Below are 23,401 nucleotides of genomic sequence, written 5' to 3' on the forward strand. Positions count from 1 at the left end.
CGAGGCGGTCGGCAGCGGTACATAGGCGGTTGAATACGGCGCTACACGCCCATCCGTTTCCGTTGGTTATTCGGCTTCTTTGTCATTTGACTTTTCATTGCTTTCGTTCCGGTATCGTGGTGGCCGACGCTGTTTCTCCCGACCGCCTGCTGCTGCTTCTTCTGCTCGAGCTTCCGCTTTACCGCTTCGGCCAGCGACACTTTGCGGGGCTCGCCGGCAGCGGCGGATGACGAAACGTCTTCCGTCCCGGCAGCTTGGCGTTGTTCATTCTCCGACATTGCTATCCCACCTCATCAAGCTTATCGTACATGCCTATAGTGTATCGCATTTGCGAACAAATAACTACTGCTTACGACGGGTTATCCGCCGCTTCCCGCAGCTCCTTGATGAGATCGTCATGGATACGGCCGTTGGAGGCGACGACGTTGCGGACACCCAGATGGTATTCGGCGCCTTCGGTATCGGTCACGCGTCCACCCGACTCCTGAATAAGCAGCGCCCCGGCGGCCAAATCCCAGCTGTTCAGCCCGATTTCCCAAAACCCGCTCAGCCTTCCGGCCGCCACATACGCCAAATGCAGCGCCGCCGATCCGGCTGACCGGATGTTGCGCACTTTGGGAGCGAGATGCTGGATGCCCTTCATATTAAGCGGCAGCGCATACCGCTGCTCTGCGGGGAAACCGGTTGCCACCAAACTGCTCTGCAGCGTATCCTCCTTGGAAACTTCGATCGGCTTGCCATGGACGTACGCGCCCTTACCTTTTTCGGCAATAAAGAGCTCGTCTTTGGAAGGGTCGTAAATGACGCCCAATATGACTTCGCCGCGATGGGCAAGCGCAATGGAAACGACGAAGAACGGGAACCCGTGCACAAAGTTCGTAGTGCCGTCGATCGGATCGACGATCCACAAATACTCCGCTTCCCGCACATCCTCCAGCGCCTTAGCCGATGCTTCGGGACCCGGCTCCACGCCTTCTTCTCCCAGAAACGAATGATTCGGAAAATGGGTGCCGATCAAGCCGCGGATCAGCCTCTCCGAACCTTTGTCCACCTCGGTTACTAAATCGTGAGACGACATCTTCAAATCAAGCTGCTGGTAATTGCCCAGCTTCGTCTTGATCCATTCCCCCGCTTTAGCCGCGCAGTTAATCGCGACGGCCGCGAAGCTTTTACTGCCCACTACCGGGTCTGCCAAAGCCATCACTCTACTTTCCATTCTATAATTCTTGCAATGATGATTGCGATTGCTGCTTTCATACTATACGCTTACCGCCCGATTTCGTTGCTTAAAACATCTTAATGATCGGCAAAACAATTTTTTCTATAACTGCTGTATTCCTCCGATTAAGAGACGTCCCGCCAGCAGCAGCAGCGTAATGCGCAGCACCCACAAAATCGTGCCGCCTTTCATGCGCATCGCAAGATACGCGCCGAGTTTGCCGCCGACCCATGCTCCCGGCGCAAGCGCCGCAAATAACAGCCATTCGACCTCGCCCATCGCCGCGTGCACGGAAGAGCCGAGAATTGCCGACAGAAAAATGACGAACATCGACGTTGCGGTTGCGACATGCGGCGGAAAGCGGAATAAAATAACCATGGCGGGAACAAACAACGAACCGCCCCCGATGCCGAACAGCCCCGATACGAGTCCGACGAAAAATCCGATGGACAGCAGCGTTGCCGCCCCGTAACCGTACGTATACGAGCCGCCGTCGGAATCGGTCATCGTCCGCTGGATCGGCCACTGCCGGGTTACCGGCTTCAGCCTGTCTCTGAAAATGAGCAGCAGCGCCATCAGCAGCATAAAAGCGCCGAACGAAATTTGAAACCATCCGCCGTGAAAGCGGCTCGTAAGCGCCGAGCCGACCATCGCTCCGGGTCCGCTCGTAATAAACAGCAGCCAGGCGCTTTTAAAGTCAACCCGCTTTCGCTTCATGTAGCTGAGCGTCGAAGCAAGCGCCGTGACGATAAGCACGGCCAAAGATGTGCCGACCGCCGTCGCTTCCGGTATAATGTGGCCCGTCAAATTTTGGCCAAGCAGCAGCAGTACCGGCACGATAATAATTCCGCCGCCCAGTCCGACAAGACTTCCATAAACCGAAGCGACAACGCCAACCAAAACCATAATAATCCATTCCAACATTCGACTTGATCATCCTTCCAAATGTATGTTGATTCATAGGTGGTAATAACTTTTGAACCAATCGGCAAAGGCCGCGATGCCGGCCTTCAATTCCGTTTGCGGATAAAAGCCGATCTCGCGCTCCAGCAAGCTGCTGTCCGCCCACGTGTCGGTCATTTCGCCGGGCTGCATGTCCGCCAGCCGGACATCCGCTTTGCGGCCCAGCGCCTGCTCCAGTTGGGCGACAAGCTCGGTCAGCTCCACCGGGCGGCGGTGGCCGACGTTCAAGAGGCGGTAGGGAGGCTCGCTCCCTGCCGGACGAATATCGGGGCGGACGGCCGAATTCGCTTCCGCCTCGTCCGGCTGGTCCACCTGATCCGCCAGGTCCACCCGATCCGCCCGGTCCGCCTGACCAGTACGCGTATCCTGATCCACGCAGGCGAAACCTTCGGCCGGCCGGGGCGGCCGGACCAGAAGCCGGACGATCGATTCGGTCACATCGTCGATATACGTAAAGTCCCGCTTCATCCGCCCGCCGTTGTACAGGGTGATCGGCCGGCCCGAGACGATCGCCGCGGCGAATTTAAACAGCGCCATATCGGGACGTCCCCAAGGCCCGTACACGGTAAAAAAACGCAGGCCGCTCGCAGGCAAACCGTAAAGGTGACTGTAGGAATGCGCGAGCAGCTCGTCCGCTTTTTTGGTCGCGCCGTATACCGTAAGCGGCCGGTCCGCCGCCGCGTCTTCCGTGAACGGCAGCCTCCGCTGTCCGCCGTAGACGGAACTCGAAGAAGCGTATATGAGATGCTTGACCGGGTGCAGCCGGCACGCTTCCAGCACGTTCAGAAAGCCGTTCACGTTCGTTTGCGCATAGCCGAGCGGATCGCTCAGGCTGTCGCGGACGCCCGTCCGCGCCGCCAGATGCAGAACGAGCGCAGGCCGGCGGACGGCGAAGAGCTCGGCGATTTCCTTAAACTGCCCGATGTCTTGCCGGACGTAAGTAAAGCCAGGCTCGGCCAGCAGCTGTCCAAGCCTGGCGGACGGAAGACCGGAAGCCGGGTCGTCCAAGCCGGATACCGCCTCGTCCGTTCTTCCGGCCCCGGCCTTGACGCCCCCGGAAGGCGGCTCCACGACATCGAGGCCGATCACTTCGCCCCCGAGCCGCAGCCAGCGGAGCGCGGCATGCATCCCGATAAAGCCCGCGCAGCCGGTTACCAATAATTTATCCACTTTCCATTTCCAACTCCCGCCCGCTCCGTAATTCGGCCAACTATATCAAAGCACCGTCAAGATTACCTTGACGGTGCCGGGTAGGCCTTACTGACGGAATGGATAATCAGACTCCGACAATATGATAGCCGTTGTCCACATGAATGATTTCGCCCGTAATGCCGCGCGACAGCGGGCTCATCAGGAACATCGCCGTATCGCCCACTTCAGCCGTTTCGGTCGTACGCCGCAGAGGCGCTTTTTCTTCAATCGTACGCAAAATCGTATTGAAGCCCGAAATGCCTTTGGCGGCGAGTGTCCGGATCGGACCGGCGGAAATGCCGTTAACGCGGATGTTGTACTGTCCAAGGTCGTTGGCCAGATAACGGACGGACGCTTCCAAAGCCGCTTTGGCGACGCCCATGACGTTGTAGTTCGTCAGCGCGCGTTCCGCGCCGAGGTAGGTCATCGTCAAAATGCTGCCGCCTTCCGTCATCAGCGGATAGACGCGCTGCGCAACCGCCGTCAGCGAGTACGAGCTGATGTCGTGCGCCAGCGCAAAGCCCGCGCGCGACGTCTTGACATACATCCCTTCGAGCTCTTCCGTCTTCGCAAACGCAATGCTGTGCACGAAGCCGTGCAGCACGCCGAACTGCTCCTTCAGCTGCGCCGCCAGGCTGTCGATTTCCTCATCGACCGTCACGTTGCACGGCAGAATGACCGATCCTTCGATCGTCGAAGCAAGCTTGCGCACCCGCTCCTCCACCCGTTCGCTTTCGTATGTAAATGCCAGTTTGGCCCCTTGAGCCGCCAGTGATTGAGCAATCGCCCAGGCGATGCTGCGGTCGTTGGCAACCCCCATGACCAAAATATTTTTGCCGGTTAATAATCCGCTCATTTAGATTTTGCTCCTCCTTTCCCGTATGACGGGAACTTGATGTATCCTTCCAAAAGTAATGCATTCCATCTTTTATTTCAAGTAAAACTTGCGGCGCAGCGGACGATCATCCATGCTCCCCGAAAAACATTTCGTGCGCGAGCGCCGTCTGCACCCGCGACTCTTCGTCGGTCAGCTTGCGGACGAGCTCCATCTCCACCTGCGTCACCTCTTTGCCCTGAAAGTTGATTTCGGCGATCGAAGCCTGAATCTTCACAATGGCGATCGCCTTGTTATCGGGCGTATAAGCGATGACTTTCTGTCCGGTCGGATAGACGCGAAACCCGCTCTTGACCATTTTTCCGCGGCCGTATTCCAGCAGCTCGTACAGTTCCTGCTCGGATTTGAACTTGCACACGGAATTAAATTCGCTTTGAAATCCCATATTGTTCCTCCTAAAAATATGGTGAAAAAGGATATCGGAACGATTCCGCCCGCTCCGATCCTCTCCCTTCTACTTAAGTTCCGCTTCCGTACTCGATGCGCTGCTTCTCGGCGTGACGGGCGAGCGACAGCTCGATCAGGTTGTCGAGCAGCTTGCGGTACGGCATTCCGCTTTCCTTCCACATGAGCGGGTACATGCTGTAAGGCGTGAAGCCCGGCATCGTGTTCACTTCGTTAATGAGCAGCCTGCCGTCTTCGCGGCGCAGGAAAAAGTCGACGCGCGACAGGCCCGCGCCGTCGATCGCCAGAAATGCGCGCACCGCCATCTCGCGCACCGCCGCTGCCGTTTCCGCCGGCAGATCGGCCGGAATCTGCATGACCGATTTGCCGTCCGTATACTTGGCGTTGTAATCGTAGAAGTCTCCGGACGTGATGATTTCCCCGGGCAGGGAAGCTTTCGGCTCGTCGTTGCCGAGCACGCTCACTTCAATTTCGCGCGCATCGACGAATTCCTCCACAATCACTTTGCGGTCGTAGCGGAACGCCAGCTCCACCGCCTGGATCAGCTCCTCGCGGTTGCGGGCTTTGGAGATGCCTACGCTCGAACCGAGGTTGGCCGGTTTCACAAAGCACGGGTACCCGAGCGCCACTTCCGCTTCCATAACGAAGAACGTATGGTCCTTTTCCCATTGTGTCCGATTAAAGTACCGGAATACACATTGGGGCAGACCCTCCTGGGCAAAAACTTTTTTCATGATGACCTTGTCCATACCAACCGCCGAAGCGAGCACGCCTGCCCCGACATAAGGAATGCCGGCCATTTCCAGCAGCCCTTGCACCGTGCCGTCCTCGCCGTATGTGCCGTGCAGCAGCGGGAACATCACTTCGATCGGCTTGTCATCTTCCGAAGCCGCAGCCGTTACATCCGTGCCGCCTTCGGCCGGGGTTATGCCCGTCAGGCGCTCGAACACCGGCGCAAGGGCGCTGTCATGCGCGGCCTGTGCATCCTCCAGCCGAAGCTCCTGAACTTGGCGGGGCGGCGCCAGCAGCACCTGCCCCGCGCGCCACTGCCCCTGTTTTGTAATATAGAAAGGCTTGATCTCGTATTTGTCGTAATCGAAAGCGCCCATTACCGCCAGCGCGGTGGAGAGCGAAACTTCATGCTCGCCCGATTTCCCCCCGTAGATCAACCCGATGCGTATTTTCTCCCCCATATGAAGTTCCTCCTAATGTTTTTCCGAAGGAAAAACCGCTTCGTAAGCACAACCCCTGTTGTTACCGCAGGTAAAACAAAAGCGCAGTCTCATGCCTGTGAGCAAGTTTTTCGTTAAAATGTGTCCGCTATATGATAAAAACGGTAGCGCGTTCGTTCCGTCCAGGCATACGAATCCCTGTAATCCCAGTAACGGTGCCTGCTTGGCACCGTGTTCGCATTGACAAGCGGCATGCCGTCAGCATCGAATGCGGTCACGATCGTCGTATGCTGATACCGGCCGTCGCCGCTCCAATCGTACATAATGACATCGCCGAGCTGAAGCTCCTGTGCGCTGTCGACCGACTGCGCGCGAAAGCCCCGGCTGCGCGGAAAAGACAAGTACACCTGCAGCGCATTGGATACGGCCCAGCTGTAGCTCCACAACTCCGCTCCGCCGCTGCGCCCCTTGTACCACCAGCCGGATTCCCTTTTACCAGTATAATTCATCGGTGCGCTGCCTGCAAAGATGCACTGGGAGACGTAGTTGGTGCAGTTCACCTCGAACGGTTCGTAGGACGGATTGGGCAGCTTCCACCATTGATCCGCGTAGGCGGCGACCAGATCGCGGCGGTAGGTGACGGCCCTCTCCCGTTCGTTCAGGCGCGGCAGCAGCGCATGGTTCAAAAAGGGAAGCGGCCGGCTCTCCGATCTTGCCGCTTCACGCCCCCCGCCGAAGGAGCGATGCTCCGCCAACGCTCCCGACGCCGCCTCCGTGCCGTATTTCGGCCGGCGTTCCCCGACGGTCGGCTCCACCCGCACGATCCGCCACCGTTCGTTCTCCTTCACGAGCCACAGCCGCTCCTGTTCCAGACGCTCCTCGGTGTATATCCGTCCGCGGTGCTCCACCGTCCTTTTAATATGAAGGGCAATGAGCACCGACACCTCGCTTGACGATTCATGAACGCGGACAAGCGACGCCTTAATTTCGCTTTGCGGTGCGAGTATGCCGCGCGCAAGCTCCCGGCTGTGCAGCCGCTTCAGCCTCTCTTCCATACGCCACCGGTGGTCGTCGTCGGCCAGCAGCCCGTCGAATACCGTAAGGCGGCGGTCGATTTCGGCCTGATTGAAGCAGTTCACATAGCTGTGTACAGCCGCCTTCCACCCTTCCGGCTCCGGGGCCGCTCTTCGCTCCGAGCTCTGCGGCTGGCTCCGCTTGACTTTACGCTTTACCCCCCGGTTGACTGTGCGCGGCATAGGCACCCTCCTTAAATTTTTGCGAAGCAAAAATCACTTCGAAAGCATAGGCTTCGTTTTTGCGAAGCAAAAGCATTTCGTGAGATCAAGCTTACCTTTTTGTACTCAAATCGCTTTCCAGTATATGAGCCGCAAATGGAATTCATGCCCGTCATCCGTCGCTGCCGCCCCCGTCTGCCGTATGGCGGGGACAAAAAAAGGGAAACGTTAACAATGTCGCCGAAAGTCGGCAATATTTCTCTCTCCCTAGTCCACTTCGGATTTGGAGCACAAATTGCGGCGCCGGCCGCCCAATTGAAAGAAATGGTGACGAATCGCTCTTTACGCCGACCCCGAAATGGCGATATACTATAGAAAATAGCGATTTTGAAATCATGTTTCATACAATGAAACAAAGAGGTATTAATCGCACCCTACTTCATCCACGCGACAAGGAGGCGTTATTTTTCATGTCCAAGCAAAACCATTTCTCCGTCCGCTCGTCGCTTGAGTCCGGCGGTAAAACGTACGCCTATTACCGGCTGCAAGGGCTTGAGGAACAAGGACTGGGACCCGTATCGAAGCTTCCGTTTTCCATTAAAGTGCTGCTGGAGGCCGCTGTCCGCCAATTCGACGGCCGCGCCATTACGCCCGAGCATGTGAAGCAGCTTGCCACCTGGTCGGAAGGCCGCGAAGACAAGGAAATCCCGTTCATTCCGGCACGGATCGTGCTGCAGGACTTCACCGGCGTACCGGTCGTCGTCGATCTGGCAGCGATGCGCGATACCGTGAAAAAAGCGGGCGGGGATCCGAAGCAGATCAATCCGCTCGTACCGGTCGACCTCGTTATCGACCACTCCGTCATGGTCGACGCGTTCGGAACGCCGGATGCGCTCGCCACGAACATGGATCTCGAATTCGAACGCAACGGAGAGCGCTACCGCTTCCTGCGCTGGGCGCAAACGGCGTTTGACAACTTCCGCGCAGTGCCGCCGGCAACGGGTATCGTTCACCAGGTCAACCTGGAATATTTGGCATCGGTAGCGGCAACGAAAACGGTTGACGGCGAGACGGTTGTTTACCCGGATTCGCTCGTCGGCACCGACTCCCACACGACGATGATCAACGGTCTCGGCGTTGTCGGCTGGGGCGTCGGCGGCATCGAGGCGGAAGCCGGCATGCTCGGCCAGCCGCTCTACTTCGTCATGCCGGAAGTTATCGGCTTCAAGCTGACCGGACAGCTGGCCGAAGGCGCGACCGCAACCGACCTGGCGCTGACAGTGACGCAAATTCTCCGTAAAAAAGGCGTTGTCGGCAAGTTCGTCGAGTTCTTCGGTCCGGGCCTCTCCAACATCAGCCTGGAAGACCGCGCGACGGTTGCCAACATGGCTCCGGAATACGGCGCCACGATCGGCTTCTTCCCGGTCGACGGCGAAACGATCCGCTTCCTGCGCGCCACCGGCCGAACTGAGGAGCAAATCGCGCTCGTGGAGTCCTATTACAAAGAGCAGGGCATGTTCCGTACGGACGAAACGCCGGACCCGGTATTTACCGATCTGGTCGAGCTCGATCTCTCCACCATCGTGCCGTCCCTCGCCGGTCCTAAGCGTCCGCAGGACCGCGTTGAGCTGACGAACATGAAGGAAGAGTTCAACAGCATTATCCGCACCCCGATCGAAAAAGGCGGCTACGGCCTCTCCGACGAGAAGATCGGTCAAGTCGTGGACATTCAGCATAAAAACGGCAAAACGAGCCAAATGGGCACCGGCGCCGTCGTCATCGCCGCGATTACGAGCTGCACGAACACGTCCAACCCGAGCGTTATGCTGGGCGCGGGCCTCGTCGCCAAGAAAGCGGTCGAGCGCGGACTTGTGAAGCCCGAATATGTGAAAAGCTCGCTGACGCCGGGTTCCCTCGTCGTTACCGAATATTTGAAAAAAGCGGATCTGCTTGCGCCGCTCGAGAAGCTCGGCTTCTACGTCGCCGGCTACGGCTGCGCAACGTGCATCGGCAACTCCGGTCCGCTGCCGGACGAAGTGAGCCAGGCGATCGCCGACAACGATATGACCGTTGCCGCCGTTCTGTCCGGCAACCGGAACTTCGAAGGCCGCGTCCATGCGCAGGTGAAAGCGAACTACCTCGCTTCCCCGCCGCTTGTCGTCGCTTACGCGCTGGCGGGCACGGTCAACATCGATCTGGCCAGCGATCCGATCGGCTACGATCCGCAGGGCGCGCCGGTCTACCTGAAGGACATCTGGCCGACTTCCCAGGAAATCCGCGATGCGGTCGGCACCGCCGTCAGCCCGGAAATGTTCCGTGAGAAGTACGCCAACGTGTTCACCCAGAACGAGCAGTGGAACGAGATTCCGGTGCCGCAGGGCGAGCTGTACGAGTGGGATGAGAAATCGACCTACATCGCTAACCCGCCGTTCTTTGAAAACCTCGGCTCCGAAGTCGGCGATATCACCGACATTAAAGCGGCCAACGTGCTTGCCCTGCTCGGCGATTCCGTCACGACGGACCATATCTCGCCGGCAGGCAACATTAAAGCCGACAGCCCGGCCGGCAAATTCCTGATCGAGCACGGCGTCGACAAGAAGGACTTCAACTCTTACGGTTCCCGCCGCGGCCACCACGAAGTGATGATGCGCGGAACGTTCGCGAACATCCGGATCCGCAACCAGGTTGCGCCGGGCACCGAGGGCGGCGTCACGACGTACCTGCCGACCGATGAAGTGATGTCCATCTACGACGCTTCGATGAAATATCAGGACAAAGACAACAACCTCGTCGTCATCGCCGGCAAAGAGTACGGTACCGGCAGCTCCCGCGACTGGGCGGCCAAAGGCACCTTCCTGCTCGGCGTCAAAGCGGTCATCGCCGAGAGCTTCGAGCGGATTCACCGCTCCAACCTGGTCGGCATGGGCGTGCTGCCGCTGCAGTTCCAGCAAGGTCAAGGCTGGAGCACGCTCGGCATCAACGGCCGCGAGAAATTCGACATCGTCGGACTTTCCAATGACGTGACGCCGGGCCAAACGGTGCACGTTACCGCAACCCGCGAAGACGGCTCGTCGTTCGAATTCCCGGTTGTCGTCCGCCTCGATTCGATGGTCGACGTCGACTACTACCGCAACGGCGGCATCCTGCAAACGGTGCTGCGCCAAATGATCGCCGGCGGGAAATAAGCTTCCCCGCCTGCAAAGAAGGACTGCGTCCCCGGCATTATCGCCGGGGCGCAGTCCTTTTTATTTTTGTACAACGGGATGACGGAGGACTTACAAAAATGCGGCAACAAGCTTGTTGACCGCCCGCTCCGAATCGACTTCAAGGCAAACCTGCACATCGCGGCCGATCGAAGGATGGGTTCTTTGGTCGGTCACGACCATCCCCGCCGTAAAGCGCCCTTCGCACTCAATGTCAGCTTTTAGGGTCTGCATCTTTACCAGACTTGGATCAACCGCAACTAACAGTGCCAAAGGGTCGTGAAGCGGACAGGCTCCGATAAAATCGTTCACTTGGGTGTAATAATTGAAATAATAGCTTAACGCCGTCTGCAGATACGCAATTAATTCCCGCTTGTCCGGGCCGGCATTGCGGGCCAGCAGTTCAAGATGGCGGGCGGTCAGCCTTGTTTTCATCGTGACGTCCAGCCCTACGATTGTCAAAGGCAAATCGGATTTCAATACCCGTGCCGCCGCTTCCGGATCACCGTGGAAGTTTGCTTCGCAAACCGGGGTGACATTGCCTGGAGCAGCCACGGTCCCCCCCATCATGACAACTTTTTTGATTTTCGTGCCGATCGACGGGTCTTTCTCAAGCGCCAGCGCCAAATTGGTCAGTCTGCCAAGCGTAACGAGAGTGATCTCCCCCGGCTGCTCGTTCGCTTTTCGGACGATAAAATCCGCTGCGGATTGTTGAAGCGGCTGCTGGCTGGAAGCCGGAAGCTCCGCATTTCCAATCCCGTTGTTCCCATGAACATGTACGACCGGTCCCGACCACCTTCGCTGAAGCGGCCCGGCCGCACCGGGTGCAACGGGGATGTCATAATCCGGATTGGCAAGCTTAATGAGCCGGAGGGTATTGTCGGTTGCCTGCCCCACATCCGTATTACCGAATCCGGTACAAATTCCCTCCACGCGAATATTTAGTGCATTCAGCGCATACAAAATAGCCACTGAATCGTCAATCCCGGTATCGACGTCTAGCAAAATAGGATTCATCTTCTGCATATTGTTTTTCCTCCATTATCGGTAGTGCAGTTGAATTGGTGATACGGTGTATGAACGGTTTTTTTGCTCATTTTAGACGGCGGCGGCTTTACGTCTGCGTGTACTGGCTTTGCGCACGGCATAAACCGAAAGTACCGCAACCGTCACGATATAAGGGATCATTGCGATCAGTTGGCTCGGCACTTTATTATCGGGGGTTGTTTCCACCGTATTTACAAGTGTCTGGGCCAGTGCAAACAAAAGGGAGCCAAAAAGAATGCCGACCGGATTTTTATTGCCGAAAATGACAACCGCTAGCGCCAGAAAACCGGTACCCGCCGTCATCTCTCTGACAAACATACTGGTCATCCCCGTGGACAAATAAGCGCCGGCCAGTCCCGAGAACACTCCTCCCCATATTAGAGCCGAATATTGAATCCGCTGAACGTCAATGCCAAGGGAACGTGCCGCGGAAGGCTCTTCTCCGACAGCCCGGAGATGAAAGCCGTAAGGCGTATGGTTCAGCAAAACATAACAAAACAGAACAGCGAGAAACGATAGCCAAACCATTACATTATGTCCACTGAGCAGCTGGCCGAGCACCGGGATGTCTTCAATGAACGGAATGACGACATTGGGGATGCGGACCGGATCGGCAGGCATATACTGGCCGTGGGAATGATATAAAATGCTCATCAGCAGGACGGTGGCCGCACCTCCAAAAATATTAACGGCAAACCCGGCCACGATGACGTCCACTTTCATTTGAAGGGTAAAAAATGCCATCAAAAGGCTGACCAAAACAGAAGCAAGCATACCCGCCAGCACCCCTGCCACCCAGCTACCTGAAGCCGAACCGACGGAGATGGATGTAAAAGCGGAAACGAGCATCAAGCCTTCAATGCCAATATTGATCACTCCCCCCCTGTCGGTCAGAAGACCGCCGAGAGCGCCCAGCAGAATAGGGGGCAGCAGCCGCAAAAGAACCGCAAAAAAACTTAAATTGACGATTTGTTCCCAGATACTATGAAGCAACTTCGGCTCCTCCTTTACGCACCGCTTTTCTGCTGTTCAAATAGGCGAATAGAGCTTGAGAGGATACGAAGAGAACGAGCAGCGACTGAATGATAACGGCCAGATCGCGAGGCACATCGCTGCCCGCCTGCATGTTCTGCCCTCCTACCGTCAAATAAGCGTAGAAGAAAGCCGACACGAGTATGCCGATCGGATGATTGCGCGCCAGCAGGGAAATGATAATGCCGTCAAATCCGAGACCGGTGGAAAAATGATCATTTAACGCCCCCTGCTGGCCGATGACCTCCATCGCCCCCCCCAGTCCGGCAAGCGCGCCGCTGATGACCATACTGAGAACAATGGCTTTCCGAATATGGATGCCGCCGTATTCCGCAAACAGCGGATTTTTGCCGACAAGGCGCAGTTCATATCCCGTCCTTGTTTTGAACAGCAGGATGTAGACGACTGCGGCTGCCGCGAGCGCGAAGACGAAGCTGTACAGGGTCGGAAATCCTTGCACAATCTGATGCAGCCGGGCGCTGTCCTGCACGTACGGAGTCCTGGCAAAGCCGCCGCTGTTAGCATCCTTTATGACGTTGTTCAACAAATAGGAGACAAAGAAGATCCCGATATAATTGAACATTAAGGTGGATACAATCTCATCGGCTTTAAACCGCGCTTTGAGTATGCCCGGCAGGAAAGCGAACAGGCCGCCGCCGAGTATCGCGCAAACGAGTACAAGCGGAATGTGCATCCAAGCGGACAACCCTTTCATATAAACGGCGGCAACCGCTCCGGTCAGCGCCCCGATATAAAGCTGCCCCTCCGCGCCCATGCTGAAAACGCCGCTTTGAAAAACGACCGCGATTGCCAGACCGGTAAAGACGAGCGGAACCATCCGGTTCAGAATCGAACCGAAGTTAAACGCGTTGGTCAACGGTTCGACAAAAAAGGCGTTCATCGCAGCCAACGGCTCGCTGCTTACGCAGAAAATAACAATAATTCCGATGACGAGCGATGCAGCGACAGCTCCCGCCAACCCGAAAAGATCTAGAAATACAGCTTTTCTTGGTCTCATGTCGCTACCGCCTTTCGCTCATCCTTCTTTACCCCAAGCATGTAATAACCGATTTCTTCCTCTGTCAAATCGTCCGTATTGTTCAGCAAGGCTGTTAGTTCCCCGTTATACAGCACCCCGATCCGGTCGCTCAAGCTCATAATTTCCGTTAATTCCGCAGACACAAGAAGAACAGCCGCCCCTTCATCGCGGGCCCGGACAATCTCTTTGTGGATGAATTCAATTGAGCCGATGTCGACTCCCCGGGTCGGCTGAGCCGCAATGAGCAGCTTAGGTTTTTTATGCAGTTCCCGGGCAACGACGATTTTTTGTATATTGCCCCCTGATAACGAGCCCGCTGGCGTATCTTCGCTTTCCGTGCGGATATCGAACCGTTCAATCAGCTCTCTGGCATGTCTGCGGATTTGGCGTTCATTCAGAAACCATATCCGCCCGAAAGCTTTTTCCCGGTACTGGTCGAGAATCAGATTTTCCTTCACAGAAGCGGTCAGGCAGGCTCCTCTCGTCTGCCGGTCTTCGGGAATATGTCCAATGCCCATTGCGCGGATGGCCCGAATAGATTCGCCGGCGAGCGGTTTGTCCTGAAACAGGATTGACCCGCGGTAGCCTTTCCCGAAGCCGGTAATCGCCTCGATCAACTCCGTCTGACCGTTGCCCTCCACACCGGCGATACCTAAAATTTCACCCGATTTGACTTCAAGCGATACGTTCCTTAGCACAGGCTGCCCGGAATAGGAATCCTCGTCGCTCAAGCCGTTTATTCGAAGTACCGTCTCTTTCGCACGGGCCGGCGTTTTCTGTACCCTCAGCAAAACCTCCCGGCCAACCATAAGCCGGGAAATTTCCTCTTTATTCGTTTTGGCGGTGTTCAAGGTTGTAACCGTTTGACCGGCCCTCAGGACCGTAATCCGGTCCGATATGGACATGACTTCATTCAGCTTGTGCGTGATGAAAATGATCGTATAACCAGTATCCACAAGCTTTCGCAGCGAATGGAAAAGCTCGTCTGTTTCCTGGGGCGTCAGCACCGCCGTCGGCTCGTCCAGAATGATGAGCCGCGCCCCCCTGTACAATACCTTCAGAATTTCAACACGCTGCTTTAATCCAACCGAAAGCCTGGCGACCGTGGCACTCGAATCGACTTTCAACCCATATTCCCGGATCAGCCTATCGGTTTCCAAGAGTGCGGCTTTATGGTCGGAAAGAGCGCCTTTGCGCGGTTCGGAGCCGAGTACGATATTTTGTGCGACGGTGAAGGATGGAACCAGCATAAAATGCTGGTGCACCATCCCGATTTCATAGCGGATTGCATCTTTGGGAGTCCTCATTTCGATCTTTTCGCCTTTGTAGAAGATTTCGCCCTCCGAAGGCGTTTCAAGACCGAACAATATTTTCATCAAGGTTGATTTTCCAGCTCCATTTTCGCCGACAAGCGCATGGATTTCTCCGTGCCGGACCGAAAACGAAACGCCTCGGTTGGCTCTTGTCCCGTTTGAATACACTTTATGGATATTTCTCATTTCCAGCAGGTCGGACATTGCTGCACCCCCCTTGTTCATCCAACCTATTTAAGCGTAATTTCGCCGGACTCCAGCTTTTTCTGAATCTCCTCGACTTGGTCGCGGATCGTCTGCGGAACGTTTTTGCTGTACAGATCGTCCTTCGCAAGTCCAACACCGCCCTCGGCAAATCCGAGTTGCTCGGAAACGCCGAATTGGAGTTCGCCCTTCTTGTACCGGTCGACTGCCCGGAAGAGCGAATCGCTCACGTTTTTGAGCATTGAGGTCAGTACCGTTCCCGGTTGAACCTCATTCTGGTTGACGTTGCAGCCGATGGCATAGGTTCCAAGCTCCTTGGCCGCTTCGAACATGCCAAGTCCGCCCGCGCCGGCCGCCGCGAATATAACATCAACCTTCTGCTGCTTAAACTGGGCCAGGCCAAGCTCTTTGCCTTTCGGAGCGTCCGAAAAACTTCCAACAAACGACGAGATGACCTTGATGTCCCGATCGATATATTGGGCGCCCTGCTCATAACCGCTTCTGAACTCATTAATAATGGGGATATCCATGCCCCCGATAAAGCCGATTGTTTTGTCTGGATTCGATCCTTTCAGTTCGGTGCTTTTCGTAACCAGGGCTGCAAAAGCGCCGGCGAGGAACGAACCCTCCTTTTGGTCGTAAATAACGGAATAAACATTCGGGAGCCCTTCAATGGCCACATCAAAGAAAATAAACTTCTGGTTCGGATAGCGTTTGGCAAGATTAATCGTAATATCGCTCATCTGGCTTGTTCCAGCGATAACGATGTCATATTTGCCGCTCGAAACCATGGATTCGAGTCCTACCGCCCAGTCGGTCTGGTTGCTGCCGCCTTCCACCACTTTGATTTTCGCGCCAAACTCTTTATCCATGCGTTGCACGCCGGCATTGGCTGAATCGAAAAATCCTTGGTCACCGAGATTGCCGTTAATGTAAAGCCCGACTGAGAGGGGAGCCTCTGAACCCCCGATATCCGTCTGAGAGCTGCCGCTCTGGCCGCTCTTGTTCGATCCGCATCCGGCAGCAATAAATAAAATCACTAGAAGCATCATGCTCAATTTAACCAAATGTTGTTTTTTCATTGTAACTCCTCCGTTTTTTTTAATACGACTACCTCATTGAACTCCCCCGTCTTGACTCTTCTTTGCAGCCCTCCCCCTCTTTTGGCTCAGGTTGTATATAAGAAAAACTTCTATTCGAAGCCTTCTCACGATGAATGACCCTGCGTAAGCGGTAGCTTTTCATGCCGAACAGAAAGTCCACGCGCTTTATTACTTTAGCGTAGTTACTTTCTGTTGCGGTAACAAAAAGAGCCGTAGGAACTAGAAGAGAACAAAACAATCTCTTCTAATTCCTACGGCTCTTTTCTTTCGTAAAACGAATGTAAAGCTCCGAAGTCAAGTATGTGATGCAGAAAAACCGGATTGAACGTATTTCTCTGCCATCATTATTTGGTCAGTGTTTTATCAAATGAAATTACCGTACAAATATATCCGGTGCCTGGGTCATAATCTTTGAATACGGCCGTTACCGGCATGTTGAACGTCGCTTCGATTCTTTCCTTCAACAGGTTTTTAAAACTCGATGCTACGGCCGATTCCAACGATAAGAGCAGTTCTTTACGTTCCTCACCCAACATATTAAATACTGGAAGGCGGTTTATTTTAGCATAAATAAGAGCTTGATTCTCAATGGTATATATCTTTTGACTTTGCACACCTACATTGAACATCTCTTTATTAATTTCATTGTAAAGTATGGATAGTTTCTTTTTAAAAGATTGATCCATCTGAGTTCACCATGTATTTCTTCTGAATATCGTGACGAGTATTATTGATACGTTAAGATTACTAACATGATTATAAAAGTAATAACCTCTTCTTGTCAACAATAGGGGGCCTCTAGGATTCATTTGCTTCATATGATCCTATCCGAAAGACATCCTATCTTCAGGTGTAATCAAACCAAAAACCGCCAGGCTATCCCTGACGGCCCTTACCATTTGGCGTAAATCTGAAAATATCGTACTCGTCCCTGCCTGAGCAGTAACCGCCGCCGGTTGATAAATTCTTACGAACTGAGCAGACGCTATTTGAAGAAAATGAAGCAAATCAAAAACTTAACGAACCCAATAAACGCTATTCACGGAAAGAGATATTTGAGGTATGGACATTTTACCGCCTATAACGGAAATGAGGTTCGTTAGAATCGTCACTTTCATCGCAGTTGGAAGTTTCCCTTCCCGATTACCGCTGCGCCGAAAACTGCTTGTCCAACGCCTGTTCTACCGGAACATAAGAAACACTGAGATCTTTCGCTAACGCTTCGTAGGTAATCGAGCCGCCGGCAACGTTCACGCCGAGCCGCAGGGCAGCGCTCTCCGCGATCGCCTGCTTTACGCCTTTGCCGGCGATTTGCAGCGCATAAGGAATCGTCACGTTCGTCAACGCGATGGTCGACGTGCGCGGAACGGCGCCCGGCATGTTGGCGACGGCGTAATGGACGACCCCGTGCTTGCTATAAGTCGGCTCATCATGGGTCGTGATCCGGTCCACCGTCTCGAAGATCCCGCCTTGATCGACGGCCACGTCGATAATAACGGAGCCGGGCTTCATCGTTTTGATCATGTCTTCCGTCACCAGCTTCGGCGCTTTGGCGCCCGGAATTAAGACGGCCCCGATAACAAGATCGGATTCCGCAACCGCTTCGGCAATGTTAAACGGATTCGATATTAACGTTTGAATGGATGATCCGAAAATATCGTCCAGCTGGCGCAGACGTTCCGGACTTAAGTCGATCACCGTCACATCGGCGCCAAGTCCGGTCGCGATTTTTGCCGCGTTCGTACCGACCACTCCGCCGCCGATAATCGTCACTTTGCCGCGCGCCACGCCCGGAACGCCGCCCAGCAGGATGCCGATGCCGCCATTGTTTTTCTCCAGAAACTGCGCCCCGATCTGAGCGGACATGCGCCCGGCCACTTCGCTCATCGGCGTCAGCAGCGGCAGGCTGCGGTTTGCCTCAACTGTCTCGTACGCGATCGCGATGACGCCTTTTTCGGCCAGAACACGGGCAAGCTCGGGCGCAGCCGCCAAGTGCAAGTATGTGAATAAAATTAAATTTTCCCGGAAAAAGCCGTATTCGGACGGAAGCGGCTCTTTCACCTTCATCACCATTTCCGCAAAGGACCAAGCTTCAGCCGCATCGCTCGCGATACGTGCGCCGGCCGCAGCATAATCCTCGTCGGCGAAGCCGCTCCCCGCTCCGGCACCCTTCTCAATCAGCACTTCATGACCCGCTTTTACAAGCGCCATCACACCTGAGGGAGTAATCGCAACACGGTTTTCATTGTTTTTGATTTCCTTCGGAATGGCGATTTTCATTTTGTCGTCCTCCTCTTATTCGCTTAAGCCAAGTATAGAGGAAGCAATACCCGTTTTGTTTGTCCTGAAACATGAAAAAAGGCAGGCGCGCTTGTGAAAATCAACAAAAGTCAGCTCCGGCCAAGCCGCTCGGTTTTTAAATCTAGATAAAGCGTCACTTTCTGGTCCATATCGGTCAGGTCGATGTCCCCGATTTCCGAAATTCGCTTCAGCCGGTAATTCATCGTATTCGTATGGACGTGCAGCGCGTCGGCCGCCAATTTCGAATTGCTGTCGCAGCCAAGGAACACTTCCAGCGTGCGCAGCAGATCGCCGTTATGCTCGCGGTCGTATTCCCTCAGCTTTTCCAGGCATATGTTGCGGTAGCCGCGCTTTTCTTTTTCCTCCAAAATCAAAGGCAAAAACCGGTAGTACCCGAGGTCCGGGTAATAATGAAGACGGCTCGTCTCGCCGGGGAACTGCGTTTTAATGCGGAGCACGGTCAGCGCTTCCTGGTAGCTTTTTTCCACCTTCGTATAGTCTTCGTAGAGAGAGCCGCTCCCTCCATGCAGCAGCGCCGAACCGAATTGATCGTTCATTTGCCTGAGGAAACCGGCCAAAGCGTTCGTAAAATCCCGCATCGATGAATGCCGGAAGCGCGGAGTCGAAAGAAGAATAAATTGATTGCGGTCGATCGCGTGAAAAACCGGTTTCAGGTGCTGGGCCGCCGCGGCCAGGTTGCGGATTTGGCAAACCGTTTTGTCGGAAATTTCGGAAGCGAACTGGAGGATCAGAATATGAAAAGAAGACGGGAGCGCCACGCCGAGCTTTGCCGCCTTCTCTTCAATGGCCGTTTCGGACTGCAAATGCCCCATCAGCAGCTGCCAGAAAAAATCTTTGTGCCCCTCCTCCTCTTTCCGCCGCTGCTGGTGGTGCTGAATCAGCTTCGCTCTTGCGGCCTGCGCCGCTTTTTTCAGCTGCTGCAGCTGCTGCTCGTCAAGATGGTTCTCATCTTCCACGACCCAAATATACCCTAACAGCTCCGTATTTTTGCGAATGGCGACCGCCACCCGATCGTTCAGTCCGATTTCGCGGATGGCCGGCACCCGGACCGGATCGTCGCTTTCGGCCAACCGCTGAATGACGCCGTCCCGCCATAAGCCGCCGATCACCTTCTCCGGCACGCGCCGGCCTACGATCGTCGCAATCCGGGCCGTATCCATGTGGGGATCGTGGGAGCTGTAGGCGATCAGCCGGTGATTGACATCTTCAATCGTTACCGGACATCCGAGCACGTCGTTAATCGCTTCGGCCAACGCCTCGATGCTGTCGAAGCTTCCTTCAAACGGATTCTGTTCCACCGCCATGCTGCTTTCCCCTCCACTCGATTGTTAACGTTGCCTATGTGAAAAAACACAACTGGAATTTGTCTTTTTTATCCGATTCCACAATGAAAAAGCGCACGCTTCCTTTTATACTTGGTAAAAAGCGTACAAGGTGGTTAAGATGTGAAAAATGTCGAGCATCCGGTCAGCTTCCGGGAAACGTGGGCGGAGATATCGCTGGGCGCCGTCTCCCATAACGCCGCTCTGTTCAAATCGAACATCAAGGAGCGCTGCCGGCTAATGGCGGTCGTAAAAGCAAACGGCTATGGCCACGGCGCCATTGAAGTAGCCCAAGCCGCGCTTGCGGCTGGAGCCGATTATCTCGGCGTTGCGATTTTGGACGAAGCGCTCAAGCTGCGCACTGCGGGAGTGGAGCAGCCGATCCTTGTACTTGGCTACACGCCGCCTTTTGCCGTGGAAACGGCTGTACGGAACCGGGTTGCTTTAACCGTATTCTCCGAACCGGTGCTGGACGAAATGATCGCTTGTACGGAGCGGCTGCACATGCATGCGGACATGCATCTCAAAATCGATACCGGCATGACGCGTATCGGCGTTGCGACCAACGCAGAAGCGCTGACGCTTGCGCAAAAAGCGCTGTCTTCCACGTTCGTCCGTCTGGAAGGGCTATTCACTCATTTTGCGGATGCGGATCGTCCGGATTCGTCTTATACCCGGCGCCAGTATGAACGATTCTCCGCTGTCGTTCAATTTCTGGAGAGCCATCATATTCACGTCCCGATCAAGCACTGCTGCAACAGCGCCGCCGCCATGTTATATCCCGAGATGCACGAAGATATGATCCGCGTCGGCATCGCGCTGTACGGCCTGCATCCATCGGCTGCGGTGCAGCATCCGGACTTTCCGCTGCGGCAGGCGATGCAGCTGAAAACGAAAATTGCCGCTTTAAAAAACGTGCCGAAGGACCAGCCCGTCAGCTACGGATGCACGTACATTCCGGACAGAGATATCGTCACGGCGACGATTCCGATCGGTTATGCGGACGGACTGTCGCGGCAAATGTCCAATAAAGGATACGCTATCATCCGCAGTCAGCGGGTTCCGATCATCGGGAAGGTCTGCATGGATCAGGCGATGCTGAACGTTACGAACGTTGCTGATGTTCAGGTCGGCGATGAAGTCATTTTGTTCGGCGGATCCGAAGACGCGGAAGACGCGTTTATCTCGATCGACGAGGTCGCCGCTCATATGAACACGATCAACTATGAAGTCGTATGTTTGATCGGATCGAGAGTTCCTCGGGTGTGTGTGTAAAAGTGCGGTGAAACAGGCCGCTGCGCGGCTGACTCGTGCTTCCGATCGCTGCCGTTCCCATGGTGCCGATAGTTCGGAAAGTGCGGTGAAACAAGCCGCTGCGCGGCTGACTCGTACTTCCGATCGCTGTTGTAGACGGATCGTTTTAATTAATACCCTTTCAGGGTTACGATCCGTCTAAGCGTATGCTTCCGAAGTGGCTTTCTTCCAGAAAGCCTTTAGGCGAACGCTGTCGCTTCTCCAGTCTCGAGCAAGCCTCTACGCTCAGTTCACCGCACGTTTCCATGGTACCCGGAGACAACGGCAACCGCAGTCGCTTCTCCAGCCACGAGTCAGCCTCTACGCTCAGTTTCACCGCACATTTCCAGGTGCCCCGGGCTCAATGGCAACCGCTTCGTTTCTCTTGTCACAAGTCAGCGTCTTCGCTCGATTTCACCACGCGTTTACAAATGCCCGGGGACAATGGCATTCGCTTCGACTCTCCAGTCACAGGTCATCCTCTCGGCTTAGTTCCCCGCACGTTTCCAAGTAGCCAAGACAATGGCAACCCATTCACTTCTCAAGTCACGAGTCAGCCTCTTCGTTCGGTTCACCACGCAAGTGCTCAGTTACAAAGGCACCCGTTCGTTACAGAAAGTCGGCTATTTCGATCGACGAGTTCGCCGTCGATATGAATACAATCAGCTATGAAGCTGCAAGCTGCATGTTTGATCGGATCAAGGGTTCTAGATTTCAGGCGAGCGAGCTTTGCTAGCGACGCCTCATCTGTCACCCCACCCTGAAAAAAAGGGAGCGGAGTGGGCGGATTTGAATCTGAAGAAGCGAAGCGGTCGCTTTTGTCCCCGGATTCTAACCCTGTTAAGGGCTTAATGAATCCTAGAGAATCCGGGGACGGTGGCGATCGGAAGATCAAATCCGCCCGCGCAGCGGATACTTTTACGACGCTACTTTTTTGACAGATACTCCTCCATTATTTCCTTCGGCACCATGCTGCCGCCGGTTGCCCAAACGATATGCGCCGCGCGGCTCATCCGGTCCTGCAGCTGATGCCGCCGTATATATTCCTGTCCGGATGCGGTGCTCAGCAGCTGAACCGGTCCGAGCGCGCCGGCCAAGGCGGACGGTTCCAAACGGATGTTTTCGGTCGCCGCCATCGCCTGCAGTAAGCGGTACAGGGTCGAATCGTCCACCGTATAGCAGCCGCTGAGCAGCGGCTCCATCATGCGGCCGACGAAGCCGGAAGGCCTTCCGACGGCAAGGCCATCGGCCGCCGTCACGTTATCCATGCCGATATCCTGGACCGAAATCCCATCGTGCAGTCCCGTCATCATCCCGAGCAGCATGCACGGTGAATGAGTAGGCTCCGCAAAGAAACAATGGACGTGATCTTGGAACAGCAGCTTCAGTCCAAACGCGACGCCGCCGGGACCGCCGCCCACGCCGCACGGAAGATAGACGAACAGCGGATGCTCGGCATCCACCCGGATATTCATTTCTTCCAGCTGCTTGGACAGCCGGGAAGCGGCAGTGGCGTAACCAAGAAACAAATCCACGGAGTTCTCATCGTCGATAAAATAGCACTTCGGATCCTGCGCAGCCTGCTTACGGCCTTCCTCGACCGCTTTGCTGTAATCCGAAACGTATTCGACGACGGTAACGCCTTTGCTGCGGAGCAAATCCTTCTTCCACTGCTTCGCATCCGCCGACATATGAACGGTTGCTTTAAACCCGATCCGGGCGCTCATAATGCCGATGCTAAGCCCCAAATTTCCGGTGGAACCGACGGCAACCGAATATTGCGAGAAAAAATCCCGGAATTTTTCGCTGTCGAGCGCCGTATAATCTGCATGGGGTTGACCGCCTTCGAGTGCCGAATAATCATCATGTGATTGACCACCGTCATGCGAAGCTGCACCGCGCGCCGGGAGCTGGCTCGGTGCGGATTCTCCGCGCGTCTGAAGCCCATGACGGATCGCCAGCTCCTCCGCGTGCTTCAGCACCTCGTAAATGCCGCCTCTTGCTTTAATCGAGCCCGAAACCGGAAGATGGCTGTCGCATTTCAGCAGCAGCCGGCCGGCCAGCTTTGGATCAAAGTGCTGATCCATGCTCTGCTGCTCCATGTACTGCCGTTCCAAATACTGCCGCTCCATATACGCCTTCATCGAAGCAATCTCAACGAGCGGAGATTCAATGATTCCGCCATTCTCTTTCAGCTCGGGAAACACCTGCGCAAGATAAGGCGCGAACCGCCGCAGCCTGTCTTCCGCCTCCGTCACATCTTCCTGCGAAAGCGAAACGTTCGCACTGCCTCGTTCAAACGGCTCATAGCCCGGGTTAGCCCAGAACAATTCCTTGGCAGCGATCAGCTCGCTGACCAAAGGGAACTGCTCGGTTAAAGTCCGCATCAAATCTTTGCCGGCCGGCTCCATCGTCATCACAACCTTCATCCGTTCTATCAAGC

General features: G+C 55.2%; 19 protein-coding genes. 2 read left to right on the forward strand and 17 right to left on the reverse strand.

Annotated elements, in window-relative coordinates; all coding sequences use genetic code 11:
- Positions 1 to 41: 41 nt before the first annotated feature.
- The 8 genes from VN24_RS07100 to VN24_RS07135 form a co-directional block, all read right to left on the reverse strand.
- Complete coding sequence (locus VN24_RS07100; protein ID WP_045669821.1) at positions 42 to 278, reverse strand: hypothetical protein; 237 nt, start codon at positions 276 to 278, stop codon at positions 42 to 44.
- A 71-nt stretch (positions 279 to 349) separates the two neighbouring features.
- Complete coding sequence (locus tag VN24_RS07105) at positions 350 to 1,201, reverse strand: inositol monophosphatase family protein (protein ID WP_045669822.1); 852 nt, start codon at positions 1,199 to 1,201, stop codon at positions 350 to 352.
- A 120-nt stretch (positions 1,202 to 1,321) separates the two neighbouring features.
- Positions 1,322 to 2,143, reverse strand: coding sequence for a sulfite exporter TauE/SafE family protein (locus tag VN24_RS07110; protein WP_045669823.1), 822 nt, complete (start codon positions 2,141 to 2,143; stop codon positions 1,322 to 1,324).
- A gap of 33 nt (positions 2,144 to 2,176) precedes the next feature.
- Positions 2,177 to 3,352, reverse strand: a complete 1,176-nt coding sequence (locus VN24_RS07115; protein WP_052702834.1) for an NAD-dependent epimerase/dehydratase family protein — start codon at positions 3,350 to 3,352, stop codon at positions 2,177 to 2,179.
- A 106-nt stretch (positions 3,353 to 3,458) separates the two neighbouring features.
- The gene (gene fabI, locus VN24_RS07120) at positions 3,459 to 4,229 is read right to left on the reverse strand and encodes an enoyl-ACP reductase FabI (RefSeq protein WP_045669824.1); all 771 of its coding nucleotides are present in this window, start codon (positions 4,227 to 4,229) and stop codon (positions 3,459 to 3,461) included.
- A gap of 106 nt (positions 4,230 to 4,335) precedes the next feature.
- Complete coding sequence (locus VN24_RS07125) at positions 4,336 to 4,653, reverse strand: hypothetical protein (protein ID WP_045669825.1); 318 nt, start codon at positions 4,651 to 4,653, stop codon at positions 4,336 to 4,338.
- Between the two features lie 73 nt (positions 4,654 to 4,726).
- On the reverse strand, positions 4,727 to 5,866 hold the full coding sequence (locus VN24_RS07130; RefSeq protein WP_045669826.1) for a D-alanine--D-alanine ligase: 1,140 nt from the start codon (positions 5,864 to 5,866) through the stop codon (positions 4,727 to 4,729).
- Between the two features lie 113 nt (positions 5,867 to 5,979).
- Positions 5,980 to 7,101: an amidase domain-containing protein gene (locus tag VN24_RS07135; RefSeq protein WP_052702835.1), complete on the reverse strand. Its 1,122-nt coding sequence runs from the start codon at positions 7,099 to 7,101 to the stop codon at positions 5,980 to 5,982.
- A gap of 449 nt (positions 7,102 to 7,550) precedes the next feature.
- Between VN24_RS07135 and acnA the strand changes: the two genes are divergently transcribed.
- Positions 7,551 to 10,265 (forward strand): aconitate hydratase AcnA, encoded by a 2,715-nt coding sequence (gene acnA / locus VN24_RS07140; protein ID WP_045669827.1) that lies wholly within the window; start codon positions 7,551 to 7,553, stop codon positions 10,263 to 10,265.
- Between the two features lie 90 nt (positions 10,266 to 10,355).
- On the opposite strand, the gene VN24_RS07145 is transcribed toward acnA, so the two are convergent.
- The 8 genes from VN24_RS07145 to VN24_RS07180 all read right to left on the reverse strand — a co-directional run bounded on the left by VN24_RS07145 (position 10,356) and on the right by VN24_RS07180 (position 19,647).
- Positions 10,356 to 11,309, reverse strand: a complete 954-nt coding sequence (locus VN24_RS07145; RefSeq protein WP_052702836.1) for a nucleoside hydrolase — start codon at positions 11,307 to 11,309, stop codon at positions 10,356 to 10,358.
- 72 nt (positions 11,310 to 11,381) lie between these two features.
- A complete protein-coding gene (locus VN24_RS07150) occupies positions 11,382 to 12,323 on the reverse strand; it encodes an ABC transporter permease (protein ID WP_052702837.1) in 942 nt (313 codons plus the stop codon).
- Positions 12,313 to 13,380: an ABC transporter permease gene (locus tag VN24_RS07155; protein WP_045669828.1), complete on the reverse strand. Its 1,068-nt coding sequence runs from the start codon at positions 13,378 to 13,380 to the stop codon at positions 12,313 to 12,315. The genes VN24_RS07150 and VN24_RS07155 overlap by 11 nt, the downstream gene beginning before the upstream one ends.
- Complete coding sequence (locus tag VN24_RS07160) at positions 13,377 to 14,918, reverse strand: ABC transporter ATP-binding protein (protein ID WP_045669829.1); 1,542 nt, start codon at positions 14,916 to 14,918, stop codon at positions 13,377 to 13,379. The genes VN24_RS07155 and VN24_RS07160 overlap by 4 nt, the downstream gene beginning before the upstream one ends.
- A gap of 26 nt (positions 14,919 to 14,944) precedes the next feature.
- Positions 14,945 to 16,000: a BMP family lipoprotein gene (locus VN24_RS07165; RefSeq protein ID WP_045669830.1), complete on the reverse strand. Its 1,056-nt coding sequence runs from the start codon at positions 15,998 to 16,000 to the stop codon at positions 14,945 to 14,947.
- Between the two features lie 365 nt (positions 16,001 to 16,365).
- The gene (locus VN24_RS07170; RefSeq protein WP_045669831.1) at positions 16,366 to 16,707 is read right to left on the reverse strand and encodes a Na-translocating system protein MpsC family protein; all 342 of its coding nucleotides are present in this window, start codon (positions 16,705 to 16,707) and stop codon (positions 16,366 to 16,368) included.
- A 457-nt stretch (positions 16,708 to 17,164) separates the two neighbouring features.
- The gene (gene ald, locus VN24_RS07175) at positions 17,165 to 18,301 is read right to left on the reverse strand and encodes an alanine dehydrogenase (RefSeq protein ID WP_045669832.1); all 1,137 of its coding nucleotides are present in this window, start codon (positions 18,299 to 18,301) and stop codon (positions 17,165 to 17,167) included.
- Between the two features lie 110 nt (positions 18,302 to 18,411).
- On the reverse strand, positions 18,412 to 19,647 hold the full coding sequence (locus tag VN24_RS07180) for a PucR family transcriptional regulator (protein ID WP_045669833.1): 1,236 nt from the start codon (positions 19,645 to 19,647) through the stop codon (positions 18,412 to 18,414).
- A 141-nt stretch (positions 19,648 to 19,788) separates the two neighbouring features.
- Here VN24_RS07180 and alr point away from each other — a divergent pair, with 141 nt between their 5' ends.
- Positions 19,789 to 20,940 carry an alanine racemase gene (gene alr, locus VN24_RS07185; protein WP_045669834.1) on the forward strand — a complete coding sequence of 384 codons (1,152 nt, stop codon included), beginning with the start codon at positions 19,789 to 19,791 and terminating at the stop codon, positions 20,938 to 20,940.
- 944 nt (positions 20,941 to 21,884) lie between these two features.
- Here the strand turns inward: alr and VN24_RS07190 are convergent.
- On the reverse strand, positions 21,885 to 23,387 hold the full coding sequence (locus VN24_RS07190) for a D-serine ammonia-lyase (RefSeq protein WP_420798609.1): 1,503 nt from the start codon (positions 23,385 to 23,387) through the stop codon (positions 21,885 to 21,887).
- Between the last annotated feature and the right edge of the window lie 14 nt (positions 23,388 to 23,401).

Origin of the sequence: Paenibacillus beijingensis, from assembly GCF_000961095.1 — a bacterium.
Taxonomy (GTDB): domain Bacteria; phylum Bacillota; class Bacilli; order Paenibacillales; family Paenibacillaceae; genus Paenibacillus_O; species Paenibacillus_O beijingensis.